Annotated in this window: 29 protein-coding genes; 27 read left to right on the top strand and 2 right to left on the bottom strand. The window is 46.3% G+C overall.

Annotated elements, in window-relative coordinates; genetic code table 11:
- From pknB to spoVM, 5 genes are read left to right on the top strand one after another with little or no spacing between them, the layout of a single operon-like run.
- On the top strand, window positions 1-2,004 hold the full coding sequence (pknB, locus tag ABXS78_RS07600; RefSeq protein WP_366249580.1) for a Stk1 family PASTA domain-containing Ser/Thr kinase: 2,004 nt from the start codon (window positions 1-3) through the stop codon (window positions 2,002-2,004).
- A complete protein-coding gene (gene rsgA / locus ABXS78_RS07605) occupies window positions 2,005-2,889 on the top strand; it encodes a ribosome small subunit-dependent GTPase A (RefSeq protein WP_366249581.1) in 885 nt (294 codons plus the stop codon).
- 2 nt (window positions 2,890-2,891) lie between these two features.
- Window positions 2,892-3,545 (top strand): ribulose-phosphate 3-epimerase, encoded by a 654-nt coding sequence (gene rpe / locus ABXS78_RS07610; protein ID WP_366249898.1) that lies wholly within the window; start codon window positions 2,892-2,894, stop codon window positions 3,543-3,545.
- A 3-nt stretch (window positions 3,546-3,548) separates the two neighbouring features.
- Window positions 3,549-4,193, top strand: a complete 645-nt coding sequence (locus ABXS78_RS07615; protein ID WP_366249582.1) for a thiamine diphosphokinase — start codon at window positions 3,549-3,551, stop codon at window positions 4,191-4,193.
- A gap of 47 nt (window positions 4,194-4,240) precedes the next feature.
- Entirely contained in the window at window positions 4,241-4,321 is an 81-nt protein-coding gene (gene spoVM / locus ABXS78_RS07620; RefSeq protein WP_077309667.1) for a stage V sporulation protein SpoVM, read from the top strand.
- 82 nt (window positions 4,322-4,403) lie between these two features.
- Here the strand turns inward: spoVM and rpmB are convergent, their stop codons facing one another.
- Window positions 4,404-4,592, bottom strand: a complete 189-nt coding sequence (rpmB, locus tag ABXS78_RS07625; RefSeq protein ID WP_038560076.1) for a 50S ribosomal protein L28 — start codon at window positions 4,590-4,592, stop codon at window positions 4,404-4,406.
- A 219-nt stretch (window positions 4,593-4,811) separates the two neighbouring features.
- Here rpmB and ABXS78_RS07630 point away from each other — a divergent pair, with 219 nt between their 5' ends.
- From ABXS78_RS07630 to rnc, 11 genes are all read left to right on the top strand, one after another.
- Window positions 4,812-5,174 (top strand): Asp23/Gls24 family envelope stress response protein, encoded by a 363-nt coding sequence (locus ABXS78_RS07630; RefSeq protein ID WP_038560079.1) that lies wholly within the window; start codon window positions 4,812-4,814, stop codon window positions 5,172-5,174.
- 30 nt (window positions 5,175-5,204) lie between these two features.
- Window positions 5,205-6,851, top strand: a complete 1,647-nt coding sequence (locus ABXS78_RS07635) for a DAK2 domain-containing protein (protein ID WP_366249583.1) — start codon at window positions 5,205-5,207, stop codon at window positions 6,849-6,851.
- Window positions 6,852-6,947: 96 nt separating this feature from the next.
- On the top strand, window positions 6,948-7,610 hold the full coding sequence (gene sdaAB / locus ABXS78_RS07640; RefSeq protein ID WP_366249584.1) for an L-serine ammonia-lyase, iron-sulfur-dependent subunit beta: 663 nt from the start codon (window positions 6,948-6,950) through the stop codon (window positions 7,608-7,610).
- A gap of 15 nt (window positions 7,611-7,625) precedes the next feature.
- On the top strand, window positions 7,626-8,510 hold the full coding sequence (gene sdaAA / locus ABXS78_RS07645) for an L-serine ammonia-lyase, iron-sulfur-dependent, subunit alpha (RefSeq protein ID WP_095223084.1): 885 nt from the start codon (window positions 7,626-7,628) through the stop codon (window positions 8,508-8,510).
- Window positions 8,511-8,515: 5 nt separating this feature from the next.
- Entirely contained in the window at window positions 8,516-10,552 is a 2,037-nt protein-coding gene (gene recG / locus ABXS78_RS07650) for an ATP-dependent DNA helicase RecG (protein ID WP_366249585.1), read from the top strand.
- A gap of 74 nt (window positions 10,553-10,626) precedes the next feature.
- Window positions 10,627-11,196 carry a transcription factor FapR gene (fapR, locus tag ABXS78_RS07655; RefSeq protein ID WP_095223086.1) on the top strand — a complete coding sequence of 190 codons (570 nt, stop codon included), beginning with the start codon at window positions 10,627-10,629 and terminating at the stop codon, window positions 11,194-11,196.
- 3 nt (window positions 11,197-11,199) lie between these two features.
- Window positions 11,200-12,213, top strand: a complete 1,014-nt coding sequence (gene plsX, locus ABXS78_RS07660; protein WP_366249586.1) for a phosphate acyltransferase PlsX — start codon at window positions 11,200-11,202, stop codon at window positions 12,211-12,213.
- A complete protein-coding gene (fabD, locus tag ABXS78_RS07665; protein ID WP_366249587.1) occupies window positions 12,210-13,160 on the top strand; it encodes an ACP S-malonyltransferase in 951 nt (316 codons plus the stop codon). Before plsX ends, fabD begins: the two co-directional genes overlap by 4 nt.
- Window positions 13,161-13,901 (top strand): 3-oxoacyl-[acyl-carrier-protein] reductase, encoded by a 741-nt coding sequence (gene fabG, locus ABXS78_RS07670; protein ID WP_366249588.1) that lies wholly within the window; start codon window positions 13,161-13,163, stop codon window positions 13,899-13,901.
- Window positions 13,902-13,968: 67 nt separating this feature from the next.
- Window positions 13,969-14,202, top strand: coding sequence for an acyl carrier protein (acpP, locus tag ABXS78_RS07675; protein WP_093726628.1), 234 nt, complete (start codon window positions 13,969-13,971; stop codon window positions 14,200-14,202).
- 93 nt (window positions 14,203-14,295) lie between these two features.
- Entirely contained in the window at window positions 14,296-14,979 is a 684-nt protein-coding gene (rnc, locus tag ABXS78_RS07680) for a ribonuclease III (protein WP_095223090.1), read from the top strand.
- A 37-nt stretch (window positions 14,980-15,016) separates the two neighbouring features.
- On the opposite strand, the gene ABXS78_RS07685 is transcribed toward rnc, so the two are convergent.
- Window positions 15,017-15,238, bottom strand: coding sequence for a DUF1128 domain-containing protein (locus tag ABXS78_RS07685; RefSeq protein ID WP_366249589.1), 222 nt, complete (start codon window positions 15,236-15,238; stop codon window positions 15,017-15,019).
- A gap of 135 nt (window positions 15,239-15,373) precedes the next feature.
- On the opposite strand from ABXS78_RS07685, the gene smc reads away from it, so the two are divergent.
- The 11 genes from smc (at window position 15,374) to lepB (ending at window position 25,153) form a co-directional block, all read left to right on the top strand.
- A complete protein-coding gene (gene smc, locus ABXS78_RS07690; protein ID WP_366249590.1) occupies window positions 15,374-18,940 on the top strand; it encodes a chromosome segregation protein SMC in 3,567 nt (1,188 codons plus the stop codon).
- A 15-nt stretch (window positions 18,941-18,955) separates the two neighbouring features.
- Window positions 18,956-19,966 carry a signal recognition particle-docking protein FtsY gene (gene ftsY, locus ABXS78_RS07695; protein WP_366249591.1) on the top strand — a complete coding sequence of 337 codons (1,011 nt, stop codon included), beginning with the start codon at window positions 18,956-18,958 and terminating at the stop codon, window positions 19,964-19,966.
- Between the two features lie 74 nt (window positions 19,967-20,040).
- Complete coding sequence (locus tag ABXS78_RS07700) at window positions 20,041-20,367, top strand: putative DNA-binding protein (protein WP_095223094.1); 327 nt, start codon at window positions 20,041-20,043, stop codon at window positions 20,365-20,367.
- 12 nt (window positions 20,368-20,379) lie between these two features.
- Window positions 20,380-21,723: a signal recognition particle protein gene (gene ffh / locus ABXS78_RS07705; RefSeq protein ID WP_095223095.1), complete on the top strand. Its 1,344-nt coding sequence runs from the start codon at window positions 20,380-20,382 to the stop codon at window positions 21,721-21,723.
- Between the two features lie 79 nt (window positions 21,724-21,802).
- Window positions 21,803-22,075: a 30S ribosomal protein S16 gene (gene rpsP, locus ABXS78_RS07710; RefSeq protein ID WP_095217635.1), complete on the top strand. Its 273-nt coding sequence runs from the start codon at window positions 21,803-21,805 to the stop codon at window positions 22,073-22,075.
- Window positions 22,076-22,089: 14 nt separating this feature from the next.
- The gene (locus tag ABXS78_RS07715; protein WP_095223096.1) at window positions 22,090-22,317 is read left to right on the top strand and encodes a KH domain-containing protein; all 228 of its coding nucleotides are present in this window, start codon (window positions 22,090-22,092) and stop codon (window positions 22,315-22,317) included.
- Between the two features lie 71 nt (window positions 22,318-22,388).
- Window positions 22,389-22,772, top strand: coding sequence for a YlqD family protein (locus ABXS78_RS07720; protein ID WP_095223202.1), 384 nt, complete (start codon window positions 22,389-22,391; stop codon window positions 22,770-22,772).
- Window positions 22,773-22,787: 15 nt separating this feature from the next.
- A complete protein-coding gene (gene rimM, locus ABXS78_RS07725) occupies window positions 22,788-23,309 on the top strand; it encodes a ribosome maturation factor RimM (protein WP_095223097.1) in 522 nt (173 codons plus the stop codon).
- Window positions 23,306-24,034: a tRNA (guanosine(37)-N1)-methyltransferase TrmD gene (gene trmD, locus ABXS78_RS07730; protein ID WP_095223098.1), complete on the top strand. Its 729-nt coding sequence runs from the start codon at window positions 23,306-23,308 to the stop codon at window positions 24,032-24,034. The genes rimM and trmD overlap by 4 nt, the downstream gene beginning before the upstream one ends.
- Before the next feature lie 130 nt (window positions 24,035-24,164).
- Window positions 24,165-24,509 (top strand): 50S ribosomal protein L19, encoded by a 345-nt coding sequence (gene rplS / locus ABXS78_RS07735; protein WP_038560133.1) that lies wholly within the window; start codon window positions 24,165-24,167, stop codon window positions 24,507-24,509.
- A gap of 86 nt (window positions 24,510-24,595) precedes the next feature.
- Window positions 24,596-25,153 carry a signal peptidase I gene (gene lepB / locus ABXS78_RS07740; protein ID WP_095223099.1) on the top strand — a complete coding sequence of 186 codons (558 nt, stop codon included), beginning with the start codon at window positions 24,596-24,598 and terminating at the stop codon, window positions 25,151-25,153.
- Window positions 25,154-25,160: the final 7 nt, after the last annotated feature.

Genomic DNA, 25,160 nt, shown 5'->3' on the forward strand with positions numbered 1-25,160 from the left:
ATGCTCGAAGGACGTACGCTGAATGAACGGTATGAAGTTCACCGTCTGATTGGCGGAGGCGGTATGGCGAATGTCTATCTTGGCCAGGATATCATCCTTGATCGCGAAGTTGCCATCAAAGTCCTAAAGCTGGAGTATGCAAATGATGATGAATTCATTGCAAGATTTCATCGGGAAGCCCACGCGGCAACCAGTCTTTCACATCCAAACATCGTCACGATTTATGATGTTGGGGATGAGGATGGCATTTACTACATGATCATGGAATATGTCAGCGGCATGACATTAAAGCAATACATACAGACTCATGGTTCCATCGTGGTGCCTGATACAGTCGATATCATGAAGCAAGTCACTTCCGCGATTTCACACGCTCACGCTAACGGAATCGTCCATCGTGACATCAAACCGCAGAATATCCTGATTGATGATTATGGAAAAGTGAAGGTGACGGACTTTGGCATAGCTACAGCGCTGAGCGCAACATCATTGACACAGACCAATGCCATGCTGGGCTCGGTACACTATTTATCACCCGAACAAGCAAGGGGAGGCATTGCTACCAAGAAGTCCGATGTCTATTCCCTCGGTATTGTCATGTTTGAATTGCTTACCGGTCGTCTGCCGTTCTCCGGTGAATCAGCTGTCAGCATTGCTTTGAAGCATTTACAGACTGACACACCATCTGTCAGACGGTGGGCAGGAGATATTCCGCAAAGTGTCGAGAATATCGTTTTGAAAAGCACGACGAAGGATCCTTTCTACCGTTATATGAGCACATATGATATGGAGACGGACTTGGAAACATGTCTGGATCCTTCAAGGGCGGACGAACCGCGTTATGCTCCTCCCAAGGATGATGGTGAAACTACGAAAGCCATCCCGATCATTTCGGAGAAAGATCTGAACAAAGCTTCGCTAGCTGATACGATCGTGCATAACGGTCATACGAATCCACCAAAACAAGAAGATCAGAAAAAGCCGAAAAAGAAGAAAAAAAGATGGAAAGTGCTTATATGGATTACTGTCATTCTCTTATTGCTCGCAGGCGCAGGAGTGGGTATCGTACTTGCTACAGCTCCAAAAGAAGTTACGATGATCGACGTAAGAGGTGATTCCTATGCAGATGCTGTCGATAAGCTATCCGACCTTGATCTGCACGTGAAGAGGGAAGCAACCGCCTCTGATACGATAGAAGAAGGAAGTGTCGTCAAGACAGATCCTTCCGCAGGCAGTAAAATCAAGGAAGGCTCCAGTGTTACGGTTTATACAAGTATCGGCAAGGAAAAAGAAGAATTTGATGATTATGAGGGCAAGTCATTCTCCCAAGTTGAAAAACTTTTGGATGACAAGGGGTATAAGAATGTACGCTCTTACGAGGAGTTCTCGGATGAACCAGTTGGTACAATCATCTCCCAAATTCAGCCTCAAGCAGGATCACAGGTGGTCCCAGAAGATACCACGGTCATCTTTGAAGTGAGCAAAGGACCGGAAGCGGTGACACTGACAGATTTGACTGGTATGACAGAAGAGGAAGCTCAATCTTATCTAGATAAAAATGATTTGGATGGGAATTTTATTGAGCAGCCTTCAGATGAAGTTGATGAAGGTGTCGTAATCCGGCATAATCCCGGATCAGGGCAATCCATTGAAGAAAATGGCAGTGTCGATTTGTATGTCTCGACTGGCCCGGAAAACCTGCCACCTGCGACGCATACGGTAACATTCACTGTTCCCTACGAGCCAGATGATGCACAAGCGGGCGAAGATGAACAGAGCGGAGGGACACAAAATGATCCTGTCCCTCAGATAGTTCAGATCTATGTAGGTGACGCAGACCATGATGTGACCGAGCTCTATGATGAACGTACTATCACAGAGGATGAGGAAATTACGCTCACGCTCAGCATACCGGCTGGCGGAGAAGCAGAATATCGTATATTGCGTGATGACGAAGTGATTTTGGAAAAAACTGTTCCGTATGAAGACAGGGAAGGTGAATAAATGCCATCAGGTAAGATTATGAAAGCACTGAGTGGGTTTTATTATGTGCTTACAGAAGACGGAGAGACCTATCAATGCCGTGGCAGAGGTGTATTCCGCAAACAGAAAATAACGCCTTTGGTCGGTGATCAAGTGGTATTCGAAGCGGAGACGAAGCAAGAGGGTTATGTGCTTGATGTGCGTCCGCGGAAGAATGAGCTAGTCAGGCCCCCGATCGCCAATATCGATCAGGCAATTATCGTAACATCAGCTGCACAGCCGGATTTCAGCACAGCATTGCTCGACCGCTTTCTTGTATTGGTAGAGTCAAAAGGTATTCAGCCAGTTATTTTCATTACGAAGATGGACATGCTGTCTGCGGATAAATTGGACATAATCGAAGCATTTAAAGAGGATTATCGAGAAATCGGTTATTCGGTAGAGATGCTGTCCTCTAAAGAGGAAACGAATCTAGAGCAAGTGCAGCTGCATATGAAAGATAAGATTTCAGTAATAGCGGGTCAGTCAGGAGTCGGCAAGTCGTCGATGCTGAATGCTATCGACCCGCGCCTGGACCTTGAAACAAATGAGATATCCGAAAGTCTGGGACGCGGACGCCATACGACAAGACATGTGGAGCTTATACCAATCGGCGGCGGCCTTGTTGCAGACACGCCTGGATTCAGCTCATTGGAGTTTACCGAATTGGAAGCCGAGGAGCTGCCATCCTGTTTCCCTGAATTCAGGGAGCGAGAAGACGACTGTAAATTCAGAGGCTGTATGCATCACAAGGAACCGAAATGTGCGGTAAAGACAGCGGTCGAATCAGGGGAGATCCCTGAATACCGTTACACACATTACCTGCAGTTCCTAGAGGAAATCAAATCGAGAAAGCCGAGGTATTAATGATGACGAAAATCGCACCATCTATTCTTTCAGCTGACTTCGCTAATTTGGCGAATGAAATTCGCGATGTAGAAAAAGGCGGAGCCGACTACATCCATGTCGATGTCATGGACGGTCATTTTGTCCCGAATATAACGATCGGCCCCCTTATCGTAGAGGCGATTCGTCCTGTGACAAAGCTGCCCCTTGATGTGCATTTGATGATCGAAAACCCTGATCGATATATTGAAGAGTTCGTCAAGGCTGGAGCCGATATCATTACAGTCCACCAAGAGGCTTGCATACATTTGCACCGCACAATCATGATGATCAAGGAACAAGGGGTAAGAGCTGGTGTTGTATTGAATCCTGCCACTCCGGTCAGCTTGATTGAAGAGATGCTGCCTGAGCTGGATATGGTGTTGTTGATGACGGTGAACCCAGGCTTTGGCGGCCAGCGATTCATTCCTTCCGTGCTGAAGAAAGTAGAAGAGCTGTCCAAACTACGGGAAGCACTCGAGCTCGACTTCGAAATCGAGATTGATGGCGGTGTGAATATCGAAACAGCAGGACTATGTACGGATGCCGGTGCGGATGTGCTAGTTGCTGGAAGTGCTGTCTATAATCAGGAAGACCGGGCGGCGGCAATCGCTGCAATCCGGAAAGCAGCTGAATGACACATGGGTACCAAGCTTAGTGTTGGGCTTGTCGGCGGTGCAGGAAGGCTGCCGGACTTACATTCTGAATATCATCACATATGGATCGGAGCAGATGCAGGTGCACTAGCGCTCGCATCTGCGGGTATCCGGATGAGAGTGGCTGTTGGTGATTTTGATTCTGTGTCGGAAGAAGAATTGATTATGATCCGTCGTTTCGCAGATCAGGTGCTGGTGTATCCGCCTGAAAAAGATGAAACAGATTTTGAACTCGCCATTCGTCAAGCCGAAGAGTTGGGCGCTGAAAGTGTGGCGGTGTATGGGGTGACCGGCGGAAGGCTGGATCATGAACTGATCAACATCCAGATGCTTTACCGGCTGCTGGACAGCTTCGAGCAAGCTGTCATCATCGACCAGCAGAACAATATCCGGATGCATCGACCGGGTACATACCGGACAGAACAAGATGATGCATATCGTTATATATCATTTCTTTCCTTCTCTGAGCAAGTTACTGGTCTAACATTGACTGGCTTTAAATATCCTTTAACAGATGCTTCAATCCATTGGGGAGAAACATTGTCCATCTCCAATGAGCTTGTTGCACAATCTGGTACTTATTCATTTGCTTCAGGCATAGTAATAATGATAAAGAGCAAGGATGTTTAAAAGCTACAGCGTTTAGGCTGCTCAGGAAAAAGGAGGAAGGGGATCTTATGAAATTTTATACCTTTAAACTCCCGAGGTTCATCGGTGGCTTCGTCCGCGTCATTATCGGAACGTTTAAAAAAGATTAGCACAAAAAAAGCACTCCTTCGAGAAAGGGTGCTTTTTTTGTCGCATGCGAATGCTACCATAAAAGTATTTTAGAAATGCTATTTATACGCGTTCGATGTTACCTTTTTTAAGTGCACGAGCTGAAACGTAAACTTTTTTAGGTTTACCGTCAACAAGAATGCGAACTTTTTGAACGTTTGCTTTCCAAGTACGTTTATTAGCGTTCATGGCATGAGAACGAGCATTACCAGAACGAGTAGTACGTCCTGTGATTACACATTTGCGTCCCATGTTATCCCTCCTAATATTACGAGTTAATTTTTAACACTAAACAAATTTATCACAACTCGGCACGTAATGCAATAATCTAACAAAAATATATCAAGAAAAATTACTTGACAGTAAACTGTTTAGCTGGCATTGTAAAAAGGGCTATTTTTAATCCGCTTTCAAATGGAGCTTCCATATAGTATAGTAGGGATAGATTTGAGAAGTGTTAGGAGGAGCCGTATGACCCTTCATCTGACTACAGAAGATGGAAGTATTACGATCGCCACGGATGTGATCGCAACATTGGCTGGAAGTGCCGCGGTAAAATGCTATGGCATCGTTGGTATGGCTTCCAGACATCAATTACGTGACGGCATAGCAGAAATACTCCGCAGGGAGAACTATTCTAAAGGGATAGTTGTGACCCAGGCGGACAACAAAGTCCAGATCGACTTACATATTATTGTAAGTTATGGAACGAAGATATCCGAGGTTGCACATAATGTGCAATCCCAAGTGAAATATACATTGGATCGGGCATTGGGCGTACTGACGAGCTCTGTGAACATTTATATACAAGGCGTCAGTGTTTCTGCAGACTAGGATAGCCGGCAGATTTAAGGAGGAAACGGTTTGAGTGTTGGAAATGTGGATGGAAAGACATTTGCGGGGATGCTGCTGACTGGTGCACATCATCTGGCGAATAACGCTAAGACGATTGATGCGCTGAATGTATTTCCCGTGCCGGATGGCGATACAGGTACAAACATGAATTTGACGATAACGTCTGGGGCAAAAGCTGTACAAGAGGCCGACAGTGAAGAAGTCGGTGTGCTTGCTGCGGCTTTTGCCAAAGGTCTGCTGATGGGAGCAAGGGGCAACTCTGGTGTCATTCTCTCTCAGCTTTTCCGTGGCTTTGCCAAAGCATTGGAAGGGCAGAAGGATTTGACAGCTGGACAATTGGCCAATGCGCTGGATGCAGGTGTCAAAACGGCTTATAAGGCGGTCATGAAGCCTGTAGAAGGAACGATACTTACAGTAGCAAAGGACGCTGCAGCAGCTGCAGTCGAAAAATCCAAGACCGAAGCAGATCCGATAGAGCTTTTCAGGTATGTGGTTGAATCTGCAAAGATAAGTCTGAGCCGTACGCCGGAATTGCTCCCTGTATTAAAGGAAGTTGGCGTTGTAGACAGCGGAGGCCAAGGATTGGTTACTGTGTATGAAGGATTCCTTGCAGCTCTGACAGGAGAAGAACTGCCTGCAGAGGTGCAGCATGGCAAGATGGAGAATCTCGTCAGTGCGGAGCATCATAAGCAAGCGCAGGATTTCTTGGATACAGCTGATATTACGTATGGCTATTGCACAGAATTTATGGTCAAATTCGAAGAGGACAAGCTTCGGGAGCAGCCTTTTGATGAACAGGCTTATCGTGAGGAATTGAACGGTCGAGGAGATTCCTTGCTTGTTGTAGCCGACGAAGATGTCGTAAAGGTCCATATTCACACCGAGTATCCTGGAGAAGTAATGACATATAGTCAGCAATATGGCAGTCTGATCAATATGAAAATCGAAAATATGCGGGAACAGCATGCGGCGATTGTCGGTAATAAAGAAAAGAAAGAACGTAATCAGCACGCCGTTGTGACAGTTGCAATGGGAGAAGGCGTAAAAGCATTATTTGAGAGCCTTGGAGCAAATGTCGTCATTTCAGGCGGACAGACTATGAATCCAAGTACACAGGACATTGCGGACGCCATTAAAGCAGCTAATGCAGATTCTGTTTATATTTTGCCTAATAACAAGAATATCATCATGGCTGCAGAGCAGGCAGCTAAAATGGCAGAGGTGCAGGCGTTTGTTGTTCCAACGAAAACAATACCGCAGGGGATGCGTTCTTTGCTTGCTTTTGATGTGACCCAGGCAGCAGACGGCAATGCTGAAGCTATGACAGAGGCAATTTCGCAGGTGAAATCCGGACAAGTGACACATGCTGTTCGTGATACGACAATCGAGGGCGTATCGATAAAAGAAGGGCAGTTCATCGCTATACAAGAAAGCAAGATCATCTCAGCTGCTTCTGACGCAGAACAGGCGCTGGAGCTCCTGCTTGAGCAAATGGTCAGTGAAGAGGATGAATTAATCACAGTGATTCGCGGTGAAGACGCGGTCGATGCCGATGATCGCTTGGAGGATTTTGTGGAAGGAAAATTCCCTGAAGCGGAACTGGAGATCCATGAAGGTAATCAGCCTGTTTATACGTACTTGGTCGCAGTAGAATAATTACGGGGAAAGCTCCTTAACGGGAGCTTTTTTCATTGGTTACAGTAGGAACATATGTGTGATGCATGCTAAAATAGAAGAAGAAGGAGTGAGCCTATGAAATATCAATCCGTATTTGATATTATCGGACCGGTCATGGTCGGTCCATCCAGTTCGCATACTGCCGGAGCAGCCCGTATCGGACGTGCTGCAAGACTGATCTTCGGAATAGAACCGACTTGGGCGACGGTGCATCTATATGGGTCGTTTGCTAAAACATATCGCGGTCATGGTACTGACTTGGCAATTGCCGGCGGTCTGCTTGGCTATGATACAGATGATGATCGAATCAGGTTCGCATTGGAAACAGCCAAAAAACAAAATATGAAAATAGAATTCATTGAAGATACAGCTGCTACGGAACATCCAAATACAGCAAGAATAAAGCTTGGAACAGAAGAGAGCAGCATGGAGCTGGTCGGTATCTCTATCGGCGGCGGAAAAGTCGAAATCACTGAGCTAAACGGCTTTGAACTGCGTATGTCAGGTAATAAGCCGGCTATTTTGATTATGCATAATGATCGTTTTGGTGCGATAGCTTCCGTGACTCAAATTTTGGCTCAGCACGAGATTAATATAGCGCATATGGAGGTTTCCCGGAAGGATGTCGGAAAGGATGCGCTTATGGTGATCGAGACGGATCAAAACGTGGAGGATGATGTGATGCATATATTAGAAAAAGCTTCGCACATCAACCGTGTATCCCGCTTGATCAATTAAACAGGAGGAATGAATATGTTTCGCAATGTAGCGGAATTGCTTGAACAAGCAAATGCGGACAGCATTTCCATATCAGAAGTGATGATCCGCCAGGAGATGGATGTCCATCAGCGTTCCCGTGAGGAAGTAATGGGACAGATGGAGCGAAATTTAGTAATCATGGAGGAAGCAGTGGAACGAGGGTTGCAAGGTGTGACATCTCACTCTGGTTTGACAGGAAACGATGCTGTTTTGCTTCAGCAATATATGGCGAAAGGCAACACGCTTTCTGGACATCTGCTTTTAGATGCTGTAAGTAAAGCTGTTGCCACCAACGAAGTAAATGCAGCGATGGGAATGATTTGCGCCACGCCAACCGCAGGAAGTGCGGGATGTGTGCCGGGGGCGTTATTTGCTGTTAAAGAAAGGCTGAATCCGACTCGTGAGCAAATGATTCGTTTCCTGTTCACAGCAGGAGCTTTTGGATTCGTTGTAGCCAACAATGCCTCCATCAGCGGTGCAGAAGGTGGATGCCAGGCTGAAGTAGGCTCTGCTGCTGCAATGGCCAGTGCAGCTGTGGTTGAAATGGCTGGCGGTACACCAGAACAAAGTGCCGAAGCTTTTGCAATAACGTTAAAAAACATGCTCGGACTTGTATGTGATCCAGTCGCTGGACTGGTAGAAGTGCCGTGTATTAAGAGAAACGCCGCCGGAGCTTCTAATGCCATTGTATCTGCTGATATGGCGCTTGCGGGTGTCACAAGCAGGATACCTTGTGATGAAGTGATTGGGGCTATGTACCGGATCGGTAAGAGTATGCCGTCAGCACTTCGCGAAACAGCGGAAGGCGGTTTGGCTGCCACACCAACTGGACGCAGACTGGCAGATATGATTTATGGGATAAACAAAGGGAAAGAGTGAGAAATTTGCTGAAGCAACCGGTTGATCAAGTAAAAGGAATCGGTGCAAAGCTCGCGGAAGGATTGGCGAATATGGGGATCTTCACAGTCGAAGATCTCCTTTTTCATCTGCCGTATCGGTATGATGTCTTCGATGTCCAGCCGTTAGCTGAACTGATTCATGATGATAAAGTGACGATTGAAGGTGAAATCGCCTCTCCGGCTCAAGTGCAATATTACGGACGGAAAAAGAACAAACTAACTGTAACGCTCCTCGTTGAGAATGTTGCAGTGAAGGCGATCATGTTCAATCGTGCATTTGCCCAGAAACAGCTGATGCCGGGCAAGAAAGTGACGATGACAGGGAAATGGGATCAGCATCGTCTGCAGCTTACTGTCAGTAACTTCAAGGTTGGCGGAGCGGATGAGCTGACTCCGGTTCAGCCCGTTTATGGTGTGAAAGGTACAGTGACAGTACGGCAGCTGCAAAAAAGTGTGAAACAGGCGCTGGAACAGTATGATGAAGACATCGAGGAAATCCTGCCAGCATCATTTTTAGCATCCTATAAAATGCCAGATAGGAAAACAGCATTACATTATATGCACTTTCCACCTGACAGACAGGCGCTGGCTCATGCTCGGAGACGATTCACTTATGAGGAATTTCTATTGTTCCAGCTTAAAATGCAGTTTATCCGTAAACAAAAACGGGAAGCATCGGCTGGAGGAAGCTTAGCTTATGATAAAGAGAAGGTACAAGCTTTTGTAGCTACGCTTCCTTTTACGTTGACGAACGCCCAGCAGAGAGTGCTCAAGGATATTATGCGGGATCTGCATTCTCCTTACCGGATGAACCGCCTTTTACAAGGGGATGTTGGTTCCGGTAAAACGGCTGTTGCAGCTGTTGCGCTTTATGCAGCCGTTACAGCAGGTAAACAGGGTGCGATTATGGTCCCGACAGAGATTCTAGCTGAGCAGCATGCCCAGTCCTTATCTAGTATGCTGGATGGTTTCGCTACCGTAGCGTTGCTCACAGGAAGTGTGAAAGGCAAGCGCCGGAAAGCCGTTCTCGAACAAATTGTCAATGGAGAAGTAGATATTGTTGTTGGAACACATGCATTGATTCAAGATGAAGTGCATTATAAAAACCTTGCGCTTGCTATAGTCGATGAACAGCATCGATTTGGCGTTGCGCAGCGACGAACGCTGCGAGATAAAGGTCTTCACCCGGACGTTCTGTTCATGACAGCTACACCGATTCCGCGTACACTGGCAATCACTGCATTCGGTGATATGGATGTATCAGCTATTGATGAGATGCCAGCTGGGCGTAAAGAAATAGAGACGTATTGGGTTAAGGAAAATACGATAGATCGGGTGCTGGATTTCATCCGGAAGGAAGTCGCAGCCGGTCATCAGGCATATGTCATAAGCCCGCTGATTGAGGAATCGGACAAGCTGGATATCCAGAATGCAGTCGATCTGCATCAGATGCTGGCTGCTGTTTTTGAGCCGGATATTCGTGTCGGGCTTATGCATGGACGTTTGCCTGCTGATGAAAAAGACGCCGTTATGAAGGAATTCGCCGAAAATGAAACCCAAGTCCTCGTATCTACCACAGTAGTGGAAGTCGGGGTGAACGTTCCAAATGCTACGCTGATGATCATCTATGATGCAGAGCGCTTCGGACTATCCCAGCTGCATCAGCTCCGGGGACGTGTAGGTCGTGGGGATGCACAAAGTTATTGTATTTTGATTGCTGAACCAAAAGGAGAAATCGGAAAAGAACGCATGCGTATCATGACAGAAACGACGAATGGATTCGAGCTGTCCGAGCAGGATTTGCAGCTCAGGGGTCCTGGTGATTTCTTTGGTAAAAAGCAAAGCGGTATACCGGAATTCAAGGTTGGCGACATGGTGCACGACTACCGGGCACTTGAAACAGCACGTAAGGATGCAGAGCAAATTATTGCAGAAGAAAGATTGGAAAATGACCCTGCTTATCGTAATTTATTGCAAGCGCTGGACACAGAGTTTGCGCTGAATGGAAACGTTCTCGACTAAAACGGCTGTTGCAAATTCTGGCCTGCTATTATATATTACTTTTAGTACCTAGTCTTAATTTTGGCGGTGGAGAAATGAGAAGAAGCAAAAAAGACAGACAGGACTTACTGCGGGAAACGATTGAAAAAACACCGTTCATTACAGACGAGGAATTGGCGAAGAAATTCGCTGTCAGCATACAGACTATCCGTTTGGATCGCATGGAACTGACAATTCCTGAGCTGCGGGAACGAATTAAGCACGTCGCTAATTCCCAGTGGGATGAAACCGTGAAATCCATCAATATTGATGAGGTAATCGGGGAAATCATCGATTTGGAGCTGGATGAACGGGCGATCAGTATATTGGATATAAAACCAGAGCACGTTTTCACACGGAACCAGATTGCCAGAGGGCATCATCTGTTTGCGCAAGCCAATTCCTTAGCGGTTGCGTTGATCGATGATCCGTTCGCACTAACCTTCCACTCAGAGATCACCTTCACGAGACAAGTGAAACTCCATGAAAGAGTAGTAGCCAAAGCGAAGGTCATCCGGCAGGACAGGAAGCGGACGGTCATCCAAGTGGATAGTGCTGTTGACCAAGAAGAAGTATTTAAAGGTACGTTCGAGATGTTCCGCTCGAGCGTGAAAGAAGGGAAATAAGTTATGCGAATAGCAATCGACGCAATGGGTGGCGACAACGCACCGGAAGAGATAGTCAAAGGTGCCGTTCTTGCAGCTACAGAGGATGCATCCTTGGAGCTGACACTGGTTGGAGATCAAAGCAAGATCGAACTGCATTTAGGTGAGATCCGTCCGGCTAACATTCGGATTATACATACAGAGGAGTACATTACAGCAGACGACGAGCCTGTCCGGGCTATCCGGCGCAAGAAGCAGTCGTCACTTGTACTGACTGCTCAGGAAGTAAAAGAAGGTCGTGCTGATGCCTGTGTTTCAGCAGGAAATACAGGTGCCATCATGACAGCAGGTCTGATGATAGTCGGCCGCATTAAAGGCATCGAGCGTCCGGCGCTGTCCCCAACTCTTCCGACGGTGGATGGAAAGGGGTTCGTCCTGCTTGATGTTGGTGCGAACATTGACGCTAAAGCGAACCATCTATTACAATACGGCGTAATGGGCTCCATCTATGCGGAGAAAGTTCGCGGGATAAAAAATCCTCGTGTAGGATTGCTTAATGTAGGCACGGAAGAAGGCAAGGGTAACGACCTGACGAAGAAAGCATTCGAGCTTCTCAGCAGTGCCCCGATAAACTTTATCGGTAATGTAGAAGGCCGGGATTTCCTTTCTGGAGATTTTGATGTTGTTGTGACGGACGGCTTTAGCGGCAATATCGCCCTCAAAACAATAGAGGGAGCAGCATCGATGTTCTTCACGACGATCAAGAAGGCCTTCTTAAAAAATACAAAGACCAAGCTTGCAGCTGCCATGATGAAACCACAGCTGAAGGAAATTAAAGCAAGCACAGAATATGCAGAATATGGCGGTGCCGCTTTGTTTGGGCTTGCTGCACCTTTTGTGAAGGCGCACGGTTCCTCCAATGCGCGTGCTATCCAAGTTGCTATCCTGCAAACAAAGCAAATGGCAGAAAATAATGTAACAGGAATTATCAAAGATACGATCCAGAGCATCAAGAAAGACGAGGAGGACGTTAAGTGAAACGAGTAGCTTTTGTATTTCCTGGACAAGGCTCACAAGCAGTGGGCATGGCTCAGGAAATGTACAACGCATATGATGAAGTGAAAAGTCTTTTCCAAGCGGCAGACGAATTATTGCCGCAGCCAATAACACCTTTGATGTTTGAAGGACCGGCAGAAGAGCTTACGAAAACAGAGAATGCACAGCCAGCATTGCTTCTCACAAGTGCTGCCATCTATCAAGTTTTACAGAATGAGGGCGTTAGACCAGTCGTTACGGCCGGTCACAGCTTGGGAGAATACAGTGCACTTGTTGCTGCTGGCGTTTTTCGTGCGGAAGAAGCAGCTGTGCTTGTTAACAAGCGTGGTCAGCTGATGGAAAAAGCCTATCCGGCAGGGCAAGGTTCTATGGCTGCGGTATTAGGGCTAAGTCTGGAAGACATCAAGATTGCTCTCCAATCAGTTGATAAGGAGCATGGTGAAATTGTCGATGCTGCGAATATCAACTGCCCTGGTCAGATCGTCATTTCCGGTACGAAAAAAGGAATTGAACTTGCTGAGCCGCTTTTGAAAGAAGCTGGAGCTAAACGCGTGCTTCCGCTGAACGTCAGCGGTCCATTCCATTCCAGATTGATGAAACAAGCTGCGGAAGAATTTGCATCTGTACTTGCAGACGTGGAGAAAGCCGATGCATCGATTCCTGTTTATGCAAACGTAACAGCTGAGAAGGTTCTTGATCAAAAAGAGATTGAACAGCTGCTCGTTCAACAGCTATACTCTCCAGTCCGTTTTGAAGAAACTATTGTCAACATGCTGCAAAATGACGAACTGGATGCGATTGTAGAAGTAGGAAACGGAAAAGTACTAAGCGGATTAGTAAAGAAAATTAACCGCCGCACGACAACTTTCAATGTACAAGATCCCGAAACATTGCAAGCATTTTTGACGTGGTACAAGGAGGAAGAATAAATGCTATCAGGTAAAGCAGCTCTCGTTACTGGTGCATCCCGCGGAATTGGCCGAGAAATTGCATTGGAACTTGCGCGTAATGGCGTGAATGTAGCGGTAAACTACTCCGGAAGCAAAGAAAAGGCAGAGGCAGTTGCAGAGGAAATTCGTGCTCTCGGGCAGGAATCAATCGTGATCCAAGCGAATGTAGCAGAAGAAACAAGCGTAAAAGATATGGTCAAGCAAACTATTGAAGCATTCGGCAGCTTGGATATACTGGTAAATAATGCTGGTATCACACGTGATAACCTCCTTATGCGCATGAAGGAAGAGGATTTCGATGCAGTCATCCAGACGAATTTGAAAGGCGTATTCCTTTGCACGAAAGCAGTAACACGTCAAATGATGAAACAAAAAGCTGGCCGCATCATCAATGTAGCGAGCATTGTTGGTGTCAGCGGTAATCCTGGGCAAGCTAACTATGTAGCTGCAAAAGCAGGAGTCATCGGTTTAACGAAAACTGCAGCCAAAGAGCTTGCTGCGCGAAACGTTTTAGTGAATGCCGTTGCTCCAGGATTCATCACGACTGATATGACGGATGAAATGACAGATGAACAGAAGCAGGCAATGCAAAGCATGATTCCGCTTGGTAAACCAGGCAAGCCGGAAGACGTTGCCCGTGTCGTTCGTTTCCTTGCATCTGAGGACAGTAATTACATGACTGGACAAACGCTGCACATCGATGGCGGCATGGTGATGTAATACAATGAAATAATTGTAGTTTTCCGGGACGAAATGTCCTATAATACTGAAGGGAGGTGAATTTCCTATGGCAGATGTATTCGAGCAAGTAAAACAAATCGTTATTGATCGTCTTGATGTAGACGAATCCAAAGTAACACTAGAGGCTTCTTTCAAAGAAGATCTAGAAGCAGATTCCCTTGATGTTGTGGAATTGGTTATGGAATTGGAAGATCAATTCGACATGGAAATTTCTGATGAAGATGCGGAAAAAATCGCTACTGTTGGCGACGCTGTAAACTACATAAACAGCAAACAGTAAGATTTAAATAAGATGCATAGGAGAAAGTCCCGTCACTTTGTAGGCGGGACTTTCTCCGCATCATCACAACAACTGGAAAGTGGGGACAGCAGAATGAGCTTAGATAAACTGCAGGAGAAGCTTGGGATTCATTTCCATGATGAAGCTTTATTGCAGAATGCCTTGACCCATTCATCTTATGTGAATGAACATCGTCACCTGAAGAAGACGGATAACGAACGATTGGAATTCCTTGGCGATGCTGTATTGGAGCTTGGTGTATCCCAATTTCTGTACAAGCATTACCCTGATATGCCGGAAGGGAATATGACGAAACTCCGAGCTGCTATAGTCAGAGAGGAATCCCTCGTATTGTTCGCCAAAGAAATGGATCTTGGTACATATGTGCTGCTCGGAAAAGGGGAAGAGCGCACGGGAGGCAGAACACGTCCAGCATTACTGGCTGATGTGTTCGAGGCATTTGTCGGTGCTTTGTATCTTGATCAGGATTTCGATGTGGTACTCGGTTTTTTCGAAAAAATCGTCTTTCCTAAAATCAGCCAAGGTGCTTTTTCACATGCGATGGATTACAAGAGCAGGCTGCAGGAAGTTATCCAGCAGGACAAAGATAAAGTGATCACGTATACAATCGTTGATGAAAGAGGTCCTGCCCACAGCCGTGAATTCGTTGCCGAGCTGAAGGTTCAGGGAGAACTTGTCGGTACTGGAACCGGCCGGACAAAAAAGGAAGCAGAGCAGCAGGCAGCCCGTATTGCGTTGGAAGCTTTAACAGAATAGAAAAACGGCGGAGAGTAAAGTTGTCTCCGCCGTTTTTTTATTTTCGATAGTTCGCCAGCTCTTGGATGAATGCTTCTGTCTCTGATACACTGAGCTGTCCTTTAGATTCGATATGATCATATAAGAACTTAATATCATGATAATTCTCCAGCTTGTAGTCCTCTGGCTGCATGATGGAACGGTTGACGACAACAAGCCGGTCGGCTATGCCGTTGATGAGGATGGACAGGTTCTCCTCTGATGCCTGTTCGAGCTTCATGGGCGAGCCTCCTTTGACGTAATTGATACCTATTATGTACCCTTAGTTTATGATAAAATAAATAAGTTAAAAACAAAAGAGAAACCAATAACTATGCAGAAATAAGCGATAAGCTTTCAATATAGGAGAATGAGTATGTTCCTGAAACGATTAGAAACCGTCGGATTCAAATCATTTGCCGAAAAAGTGACACTTGACTTTGTACCAGGTGTTACGGCAGTGGTAGGTCCGAATGGAAGCGGGAAAAGTAATATAACCGATGCCATCCGCTGGGTATTAGGCGAGCAGTCGGCAAAAAGTCTGCGTGGATCCAAGATGGAAGATATCATCTTCCAGGGCAGCGATACGAGAAAAGCGCTTAATGTAGCAGAAGTGACACTTGTATTGGACAATGCCGATCAGACGTTACCGCTGGAGTATCAGGAAGTGAGTGTGACCAGGCGGGTATTCCGTTCTGGAGAGAGCCAATTTTTGATCAATAACCAAAGCTGCCGTCTGAAGGATATCATTGACTTGTTCATGGATTCCGGATTGGGAAGGGAAGCCTTCTCTATTATCAGTCAAGGAAAAGTAGAGGAGATCCTAAGCTCCAAACCGGAAGAAAGAAGGTCTATCTTCGAAGAAGCTGCCGGGGTACTGAAATACAAGCAGCGAAAGAAGAAGGCAGAATATAAGCTGGCAGAAACACAGGAAAATTTAAATCGAGTTGAAGATATTACGTATGAAATAGAAGGACAGCTTGAACCATTGCGTGAGCAAGCTGCAATCGCAAAAGATTTTCTGGAGAAAAAAGCACAGCTGAAAGATGTCGAAATCGGATTGCTAGTTGCGGAGATCGAGCAATTACATAAAGAATGGCAAGCGGTTCTGCAAGAGCTTGAAGTGAACAAGCACGAGCTTGAAGTCCAGAAGCAGGCAATAGGCGAAAAAGAACAGCTGCTGGAATCGGAGAAGACAGAATTGCACGCGCTGGATGCTTCTCTCGACGAACTGCAAGCCTCCTTGCTAATTGTGACGCAAGAGCTTGAAAATCTGGAAGGCAAGAAACAGCTGTTGAATGAACGCTCCAAGCATCTGGCAGAAAACAAAGAAAAGCTGGAAAAAGATACAGAGCAGCTGGGAGTCACACTGGAGCAGCAGCTGAAACAGCTGGAGCAGGAACAAGCAGCCCTGGATGCGTTGGATTTGGAGAACAAAGCAATCAAATCAGATTTACGCTCATTGGACAAACAGCTATCCCGCACACAGGAAGATTTGAGTGAACAAATAGAAGAAAAGAAGAGTGATTATATCGATTTGCTGAATGAACAAGCAGCAAAGCGGAATGAGACGAACTCACTCAAACAGCAGCTCACTAGTATCGATGCGAAAAAAGAACGTCAGCGTACAAAATATAAAGATATCGTTTTGAATCGCGATGAAATCAGTGAAAAACGAGAACAATTGGCTGCAAGATTGAAAGATGCTACCGTAAGCCGCGAACAGGCTGAGGAAAAGGCAGATTCACTTCGGATGGAAGCAGCGCAAAAACGGGAGCAGTACCAGGAAGCACAGAGCAAACTGTACACCGGCTATCAGCATATCGAGAAGCTTCGTTCCAAGCAGGAGATGCTGCAGGAGATGAAAGAGGAGTTCCAAGGATTTTTCCAAGGAGTAAAAGCGATCCTCAAAGCGCGTCAGGATCAAAAGCTCGAAGGAATCAAGGGGGCTGTCATCGAGTTGATCGATGTACCATCCGCGTATGTCACAGCGATGGAAACCGCTCTTGGAGGTCAAGCTCAGCATATCGTGGTCGATACGGAGGCAAGTGCCCGTCAGGCAATCAATTGGCTGAAACAGACGCATAATGGCCGTGCTACATTTTTGCCGCTATCATCAATCCAGCCGAAACAGATACCGGCCAATGTGTTGGGGAATGCTTCCAATCGGGAAGGATTCATCGGTATTGCCGCAGATCTCATTAAGGTCGATCCCCAGTACAAGAGAGCAGTCGATTTTCTGTTAGGAAATGTGGTCATCGCAGAAGACTTGCAGCATGCCAATGCGATTGCTGCTGCTCTTGGCAGACGGTATCGCGTTGTTACACTTACGGGTGATGTAGTAAACCCAGGGGGATCTATGACTGGAGGAGCGCAAAAACGCAATAGTCAATCTCTGTTTACAAGAGAAAAGGAAATGCAGGAAGTGACGGAAAAACTGTCTGATTTCCAGGCCCGGACAGAAGTGTTCGAACGTAAAGTCGCACAGCTGAAAGAAGAACTTCAGCAGTTGGAGACTTCAGCAGAGGAAACCAGACAGAGCTTGAAGCAGCTGCAGGAATCGGAACAGGAACTCCAGGCAGCATTTACCGAAACAAGCATACGCTTCATGCATGCCAATGATAACCTCACCATGTATGACCAGGATAATGCGCAGTATGACGCTGAACGAGAAGAAGTGGAGAAGCGCATCGAGCACCTGCAGACTGAACTTGTCGATTTGGATCTCAAGCTTCAGGATATACAGCTGGAAATCAGTGAGCTGACGGAAGCTCACCAGGCTTGGCAACAGACAAAGGAAATTAAACGGGACGAACAGCAGGCCTTACAAATACGTTCTGCTGAAAGCCTTGCTAAGCTTGAAAATCAGCGACAGCGGCTCAGTGAGTTTACACAGCAGCTGGATCTTACCAAGCAGAAATATGAAGATCAGCAGCGGGTGCTGCAGCAAATGGCCGAAGTTGGCGAGAAAGGCCAGACAGAGGAAGAGATCACGGAACTGATCAGAGTGAAGCACCAGCATAAGCAGCAGACAACAACCTTGATCGAAGAGCGTAAAGCAGAACGGCAGGAGCGCTATGACTGGTTGCAGCAAGAGGAGCTTTCTGTCAAAGAAGCAAATCGTCTCCACCAAAATCTGGTGCAGCAAGTGCAAGATCAGGAAGTCCGGTCGAACCGTTTGGATGTAGAGCTGGAAAACCGACTGATGAACTTGCAGCAAACCTACTCCCTGACATTCGAAAAAGCATTGGCGTCGTTTGGTAGGGCAGAAGATATCGAAACTGCCCGCACCGAAGTGAAGCTGATCAAACGTGCTATCTCGGAACTCGGCAGCGTCAACGTTGGCGCGATTGAGGAATTTGACCGGATTAATGAAAGATACAGCTTCCTTACCGAACAAAAGGACGACCTTTATCAGGCGAAAGCGACATTGCTTGCCGTAATTGATGAAATGGATGAAGAAATGAAGCGTCTGTTCGAAGATGTGTTCAATAAAATCAAGGCGGAATTCACGGAAGTGTTCCGTTCGCTCTTTGGCGGAGGACACGCGGAGCTGAAACTGACTGATTCTGATAATCTGCTGGAAACAGGTGTCGATATTATCGCACAGCCGCCAGGTAAGAAACTGCAAAATTTAGGTTTGCTTTCAGGCGGAGAACGTGCCCTGACAGCAATTGCCTTGCTGTTTGCTATTTTGCGGGTAAGACCTGTGCCATTCTGTATTCTAGACGAGGTGGAAGCAGCTCTGGATGATGCAAACGTCAGCCGTTTTGCGCAGTACATGAAGCACTTCAGCGAAAAGACCCAGTTCATTGCCATAACCCACAGAAAGGGTACAATGGAGGAAGCGGACGTCCTTTATGGTGTGACGATGCAGGAATCGGGCGTTTCCAGATTGGTGTCCGTCCGGCTGGAGGATGCGCCTGAACTAGTGAAGGTATAAGAAAGGAAGAACAAAATGAGCTTTTTTCAGAAATTGAAAAATAAATTCTCTAATACAAACAATGAAGCAGAGCAGAAAACACCTGAAAAGTACAAAGAAGGACTGAAAAAGACGCGTACTTCCTTCTCTGATCGAATGAATAATTTGATGGCGCGTTATCGAAAAGTGGATGAGGACTTTTTTGAGGAATTGGAAGAAGTACTGATTGCTTCCGATGTAGGTGTGAACACAGTGATGGATCTGGTGGATGAGCTCCGCATGGAAGCGAAACGTCAGAATATCAAAGATACTATCCAGCTGAAAGATGTTATCTCAGAGAAACTGGTTGAAATTTACCAAGGTGATGAAGAGGAACAGCCGCAGAAGCTGAAAATCAATGAGGATGGCCTTACCATTTACTTGTTTGTCGGCGTCAACGGAGTCGGTAAGACGACTAGTATCGGTAAGCTGGCGTATAAGCTGAAGCAGGAAGGCAAGAAAGTCGTCATGGCTGCCGGGGATACTTTCCGGGCTGGAGCGATCGAGCAGCTGCAAGTATGGGGAGAGCGGACTGGTGTTGAAGTAATCCGCCATAATGCTGGAAGTGATCCTGCGGCTGTCATCTATGATGGTATTAAAGCGGCGCAGGCACGAGGGGCAGATGTTCTTCTATGTGATACCGCTGGTCGTCTTCAGAATAAAGTGAATCTGATGAATGAACTAAACAAAGTACATCGCGTCATCGAGCGTGAGGTTCCAGGAGCGCCGCATGAAGTGCTGCTCGTGTTGGATGCAACTACTGGTCAGAATGCTCTTGCACAGGCGAAGACATTCCAAGAGACAGCCAATGTGTCTGGTATTGTTTTATCCAAGCTGGATGGAACAGCTAAAGGTGGTATTGTCTTGGCAATCCGGAATGAAATGAACATCCCGGTCAAGTTCGTCGGTCTTGGCGAACAGATGGAGGATTTGCAGGAATTCGATCCGAATGCCTTTGTATATGGCTTATTCGCTGATTTGATGCAGGATGAGGAAGAAGCAGAATAGCAGTTTCTTGACAGCTGTGCACTTGGTTGGCTACAATTTTGTAAAGGCATTTCACTTAACAAGGGGTGCGGCGCATGTTAGAGAAAACAACTCGAATGAATTATCTATTTGATTTTTATCAGGCACTGCTTACTCCGAAGCAGCGCAGTTATATGGAAATGTATTATCTGGAAGATCTGTCGCTCGGGGAAATTGCGGAAACATTTGAAGTTTCCCGTCAGGCAGTCTATGATAATATCCGGCGTACCGAAGCGATGATTGAAAGCTATGAGAAAAAGCTTCATCTATACGATCGCTTCAAGGAGAGGAGTGCGCTGCTGGATGAGCTGGAAGAATTGATGGACTCCGGCAGCCAGCCCGATGCAAAAGATCTGATCCAAAAGATAAAAGAATTAGATTAGGAGGTCGATTCCATGGCATTTGAAGGATTAGCCGACCGACTGCAGAGTACGATACAGAAAATACGCGGGCGCGGTAAAGTTACAGAACAAGACGTAAAAGAAATGACAAGGGAAGTACGACTTGCTCTCTTAGAAGCAGACGTTAACTTCAAAGTTGTTAAACAACTGATCAACAAAATTAAAGAGCGGGCCATCGGCCAGGAAGTAATGGAGAGCCTTACACCTGGTCAGCAGGTTATCAAGGTTGTTCAGGAAGAACTGACACAGCTAATGGGCGGCGAGCAGAGCAAGATCGCTGTCGCAGACAGACCGCCGACTGTCATTATGATGGTTGGTTTGCAAGGTGCGGGTAAGACGACAACAACCGGCAAGCTTGCCAACCTTCTGCGCAAGAAGCATAACCGTAATCCATTGCTTGTTGCAGCTGACGTATATCGTCCGGCTGCCATCGACCAGCTGGAGACACTTGGCAAGCAGCTTAGCCTGCCTGTATTCTCAATGGGGACAGAAGCAAACCCTGTGGATATTGCGAATGAAGCAATCAAGAAAGCGAAAGAAGAGCATCATGATTATGTCATCATCGATACAGCGGGTCGTCTGCATGTGGATGAAAAGCTGATGGATGAGCTTACACAGATCAAAGCAGATGTAAAACCTGCGGAAATCTTCCTTGTTGTCGATGCGATGACAGGTCAAGATGCCGTAAACGTTGCGGAAAGTTTTGATAGCCAGCTCGATATCTCCGGCGTAGTCTTAACGAAGCTTGACGGTGATACACGAGGCGGTGCCGCATTGTCCATCCGCGCTGTTACCGGTAAGCCGATTAAATTCGTCGGTATGGGAGAGCGTACGGACCAGCTGGAAGCCTTCCATCCGGAACGTATGGCATCCCGTATCCTCGGGATGGGAGACGTGCTTTCCCTGATCGAGAAAGCACAGGAAAATGTCGATGAGAAGCAAGCGCGGGACTTGGAAGAGAAAATGCGCAGCATGAGCTTCACCTTCGACGATTTCCTGGAGCAGATGAGTCAGGTGAAGAAAATGGGACCGCTTGGTGATCTTCTCGATATGCTTCCTGGCGCAGGCAAGATGAAAGGCATGAAGAACGTCCAGCTTGATGAAAAGCAGCTTGTGTACGTCGAAGCGATCATCCAATCGATGACACGCAAGGAACGGCAGGAGCCGTCTTTAATCAATGCCAGCCGCAAGAAACGGATTGCAAAAGGCTCTGGGCGCAGTGTTTCCGAAGTCAATCGTCTGCTGAAACAATTCGAAGATATGAAGAAGATGATGAAGCAAATGACGAACATGCAAAAGGGTAAAAAAGGGCGCGGAATGAAATTTCCTTTTATGTAATGTAAAAACCCTTTACAGTGATTATTTAATCTGATACAATCATATCTTGTGAGAAACATTATTTTGGAGGTGCAACAACATGGCAGTTAAAATTCGTCTAAAACGTATGGGTTCTAAAAGAAACCCTTTCTATCGTGTCGTAGTTGCTGATTCTCGTTCTCCTCGTGACGGACGTATTATCGAGCAAATCGGAACATATAACCCAACAGTTAACCCAGCTGAGGTTAAATTGGATGAAGTAAAAGCTATGGACTGGATGGCTAAAGGCGCTAAGCCAAGCGACACAGTTCGTAACCTTTTCTCTAACGAAGGAATCTTGAAAAAGTTCCACGACTCAAAAAACCAGAAGTAAAGGGCTGATCGATTCTGAAAGCACTCATTGAAGCGATGGTTGCTCCGCTTGTTGATTTTCCTGAGCAGATCGTCGTGCATCAAAGGGAAGAGCAGCATAAGGTCATCTATCAGCTTCAGGTGCATGAATCTGATATTGGCAAAGTGATCGGCAAGGACGGCCGCAATGCTCGTGCCTTTCGCACAGTGCTGCGGGCTGCATCCGCTGATTATGAAAAACGCATTTATCTGGACATAATGTAAAAGGGAGAGGGAAACCTTTCCCTTTTTTACAATGTAAAAAAATGCTTTTCCAGCAGAAAGCCAGGTGTCCGATGAAGATTATCCGAAGCTTGCGCGTCGATGAAGTGATCACTGAATCCAGCAAAGCAGCCATCAGAGAACGTCTTCAAAAGACAGCGCGTCAACTTGACCAAGAGTGTCAACAGCTGTTGTTCGAGAAACGGAAACTCGAAAAGAAACAAGGTGTGTCCAAACAGGATGTGCACAAGCGTTTCCAGGCAGAAATCCGGAAGCGAGAGGAAAAAGCGGCTACGATCGCATTCCAGCTTACACAGCTGGACGTGCTGCCCATTGGCAGTGAGATCATGATCCAAGAGGTTGAAGCTCTTGTTGAAGTTGAAGTAGGCATGAAGTGGGACGAGCTTACAACGAAAAAAATCGTCATCCAAGATGGCATTGTCATCCGGATTGAATAATGAAGGTGAAAAACGATGGATATTAAAATGTTTAATGTAGGAAAAGTCGTCAATACACACGGGATAGCTGGAGAGGTCCGGGTCGTAAGGATCACGGATTTCGATGAACGCTTTGAGCCTGGAGAGGAACTGTATTGGTTCCAGGATGAAAACAGCAAGCCCCAAAAGCTGATTGTAAACACACACCGTAAGCATAAAACTTTCGATTTGCTTACTTTCCAAGGGTATACATCGATCAATCAAGTGGAAGAATTGAAGGGCGGTATCCTGAAAGTCCGTGAAGATCAGCTAAGTGATTTGGAAGAGGATGAGTTCTATTATCACGAGATTATCGGCTGTACAGTTGAGACAGCTGATGGAGAAATCCTTGGAAAAGTGAAAGAGATCCTGTCACCTGGTGCTAATGATGTCTGGGTTGTACAGCGGCCAAAGCAGAAGGATCTACTTATACCTTATATCGAACAAGTCGTCAAGCAGATTGATGTTGATAGTAAGCGCATCGTCATTGAACCGATGGAAGGATTGCTGGATCTATGAAAATCGATATTCTGACACTTTTTCCGGAAATGTTCGAAGGCGTGCTGCAGCATTCCATTCTGAAAAGAGCCCAAGACCTTGGAGCCTTTCAGCCCAATCTGGTGAACTTCCGGGAATTCACAACAAACAAGCATAAAAAAGTAGACGATTATCCATATGGAGGCGGAGCAGGTATGGTATTGGCGCCGCAGCCAATCTTCGATGCGATTGAGCATGTGACAGAGGGATCAGCTAAGCCCCGGGTCATTCTCATGTGTCCGCAAGGTGAACCGTATAATCAGAAAAAAGCAGAGGAATTGGCGAAAGAGGAGCATTTGATCTTCATTTGCGGTCATTATGAAGGATATGATGAACGCATCCGAGAAAATCTTGTAACAGATGAGATCTCTATCGGAGATTATGTGCTGACTGGGGGAGAAATTGGCGCGATGGCGGTTATGGACAGTGTAGTCCGTCTTCTGCCTGACGTATTGGGCAATGCTGCTTCTGCACCTGAGGATTCCTTCTCGACCGGACTGCTGGAACATCCCCACTATACACGTCCCGCTGACTTCCGAGGTATGCAGGTGCCGGAGGTGCTTACCTCTGGTGATCATGGCAGAATAGAAGCATGGCGCCGGGAACAGTCACTTTATCGAACAGCTACAAGAAGACCTGATCTGCTTTCGGATGCGGAGCTTTCTGACAAAGAACGCGATCAAGTGAAAAAGTGGCAAAAAGATTGAATAATACTTTGAATTCATAAGCCAAGTATGGTATATTAAATGCTGTGCTTACAACGGTAAGTGCCATATTACGATGTTCCGCTGTCGTATAATTGCGAGAATGAGCATTGGTGAGAAGGAGTTGAATAGAATGCAGGAATTAATTCATGACATTACAAAAGAACAGCTTCGCGCTGATCATCCTGAATTCCGTCCCGGAGATACGGTTAAAGTTCACGTTAAAGTAGTAGAGGGAACACGTGAGCGTATCCAGTTATTCGAAGGTGTCGTTATCAAACGTCAAAACGGTGGAATTTCTGAGACTTTCACAGTACGTAAGATTTCTTCTGGCGTTGGTGTAGAGCGTACTTTCCCAGTACACAGCCCACGTTTGGAAAAAATCGAAGTTAGCCGTCGTGGTAAAGTGCGTCGTGCGAAACTTTATTACCTACGTAAACTTCGCGGAAAAGCTGCTCGTATCAAAGAAATCCGCTAAGTACCAGAAAAGAGAGCTTGCGTCGTCAAGCTCTTTTTTTTGCTATATAGACCAAATAGATCTAATAGACAATTGGAGGCTTATAGATGGCCAAACAGAAAAATGAATGGCTAGATTGGCTGAAGGCTCTGATCATCGCTGTCATCATTGCGGTGGTCGTTCGGATGTTCCTGTTTGCTCCGATTGTAGTTGACGGACCTTCCATGCAGCCAACCTTGCATGATAATGACTTCATGATCGTGAATAAGATAAGCTATCGTTTCGGCGAACCAGATCGGAAGGATATTATAGTCTTCCACGCTACCGAATCGAAGGATTACATTAAACGGGTGATTGGCGTGCCGGGGGATCATGTCGAGATGATCGATGATACATTGTATATTAATGGTGAAATCGTTGATGAGCCTTATCTGGACAGTGAGAAAGCGGCGCTTGAGGATGGCGGTAATTTGACGAATGATTTCACTCTTGAAGATCTGCCAGGCAATTACGAGGAGATTCCAGAGGGCTATGTGCTCGTACTCGGGGATAATCGCAGAAACTCAACCGATAGCAGATACATCGGCTTAATACCGGAAGATCAGATTGTCGGTAAAGTACAGCTGACGTTCTGGCCGCTGGATCGCATCGGTCTGACAAAATAGGAGGAAC

It is taken from the genome of Terribacillus aidingensis (genome assembly GCF_040703035.1).
Taxonomy (GTDB): Bacteria; Bacillota; Bacilli; order Bacillales; family Amphibacillaceae; genus Terribacillus.

Excerpts from the sequence above, each read along its gene's own strand:
- pknB (WP_366249580.1), top strand. The coding sequence starts at position 1 with ATGCTCGAAGGACGTACGCTGAATGAACGGTATGAAGTTCACCGTCTG.
- rsgA (WP_366249581.1), top strand. The coding sequence starts at position 2,005 with ATGCCATCAGGTAAGATTATGAAAGCACTGAGTGGGTTTTATTATGTG.
- rpe (WP_366249898.1), top strand. The coding sequence starts at position 2,892 with ATGACGAAAATCGCACCATCTATTCTTTCAGCTGACTTCGCTAATTTG.
- ABXS78_RS07615 (WP_366249582.1), top strand. The coding sequence starts at position 3,549 with ATGGGTACCAAGCTTAGTGTTGGGCTTGTCGGCGGTGCAGGAAGGCTG.
- spoVM (WP_077309667.1), top strand. The coding sequence starts at position 4,241 with ATGAAATTTTATACCTTTAAACTCCCGAGGTTCATCGGTGGCTTCGTC.
- rpmB (WP_038560076.1), bottom strand. The coding sequence starts at position 4,592 with ATGGGACGCAAATGTGTAATCACAGGACGTACTACTCGTTCTGGTAAT.
- ABXS78_RS07630 (WP_038560079.1), top strand. The coding sequence starts at position 4,812 with ATGACCCTTCATCTGACTACAGAAGATGGAAGTATTACGATCGCCACG.
- sdaAB (WP_366249584.1), top strand. The coding sequence starts at position 6,948 with ATGAAATATCAATCCGTATTTGATATTATCGGACCGGTCATGGTCGGT.
- sdaAA (WP_095223084.1), top strand. The coding sequence starts at position 7,626 with ATGTTTCGCAATGTAGCGGAATTGCTTGAACAAGCAAATGCGGACAGC.
- fapR (WP_095223086.1), top strand. The coding sequence starts at position 10,627 with ATGAGAAGAAGCAAAAAAGACAGACAGGACTTACTGCGGGAAACGATT.
- plsX (WP_366249586.1), top strand. The coding sequence starts at position 11,200 with ATGCGAATAGCAATCGACGCAATGGGTGGCGACAACGCACCGGAAGAG.
- fabG (WP_366249588.1), top strand. The coding sequence starts at position 13,161 with ATGCTATCAGGTAAAGCAGCTCTCGTTACTGGTGCATCCCGCGGAATT.
- acpP (WP_093726628.1), top strand. The coding sequence starts at position 13,969 with ATGGCAGATGTATTCGAGCAAGTAAAACAAATCGTTATTGATCGTCTT.
- rnc (WP_095223090.1), top strand. The coding sequence starts at position 14,296 with ATGAGCTTAGATAAACTGCAGGAGAAGCTTGGGATTCATTTCCATGAT.
- ABXS78_RS07685 (WP_366249589.1), bottom strand. The coding sequence starts at position 15,238 with ATGAAGCTCGAACAGGCATCAGAGGAGAACCTGTCCATCCTCATCAAC.
- smc (WP_366249590.1), top strand. The coding sequence starts at position 15,374 with ATGTTCCTGAAACGATTAGAAACCGTCGGATTCAAATCATTTGCCGAA.
- ftsY (WP_366249591.1), top strand. The coding sequence starts at position 18,956 with ATGAGCTTTTTTCAGAAATTGAAAAATAAATTCTCTAATACAAACAAT.
- ABXS78_RS07700 (WP_095223094.1), top strand. The coding sequence starts at position 20,041 with ATGTTAGAGAAAACAACTCGAATGAATTATCTATTTGATTTTTATCAG.
- ffh (WP_095223095.1), top strand. The coding sequence starts at position 20,380 with ATGGCATTTGAAGGATTAGCCGACCGACTGCAGAGTACGATACAGAAA.
- rpsP (WP_095217635.1), top strand. The coding sequence starts at position 21,803 with ATGGCAGTTAAAATTCGTCTAAAACGTATGGGTTCTAAAAGAAACCCT.
- ABXS78_RS07720 (WP_095223202.1), top strand. The coding sequence starts at position 22,389 with ATGAAGATTATCCGAAGCTTGCGCGTCGATGAAGTGATCACTGAATCC.
- rimM (WP_095223097.1), top strand. The coding sequence starts at position 22,788 with ATGGATATTAAAATGTTTAATGTAGGAAAAGTCGTCAATACACACGGG.
- trmD (WP_095223098.1), top strand. The coding sequence starts at position 23,306 with ATGAAAATCGATATTCTGACACTTTTTCCGGAAATGTTCGAAGGCGTG.
- rplS (WP_038560133.1), top strand. The coding sequence starts at position 24,165 with ATGCAGGAATTAATTCATGACATTACAAAAGAACAGCTTCGCGCTGAT.
- lepB (WP_095223099.1), top strand. The coding sequence starts at position 24,596 with ATGGCCAAACAGAAAAATGAATGGCTAGATTGGCTGAAGGCTCTGATC.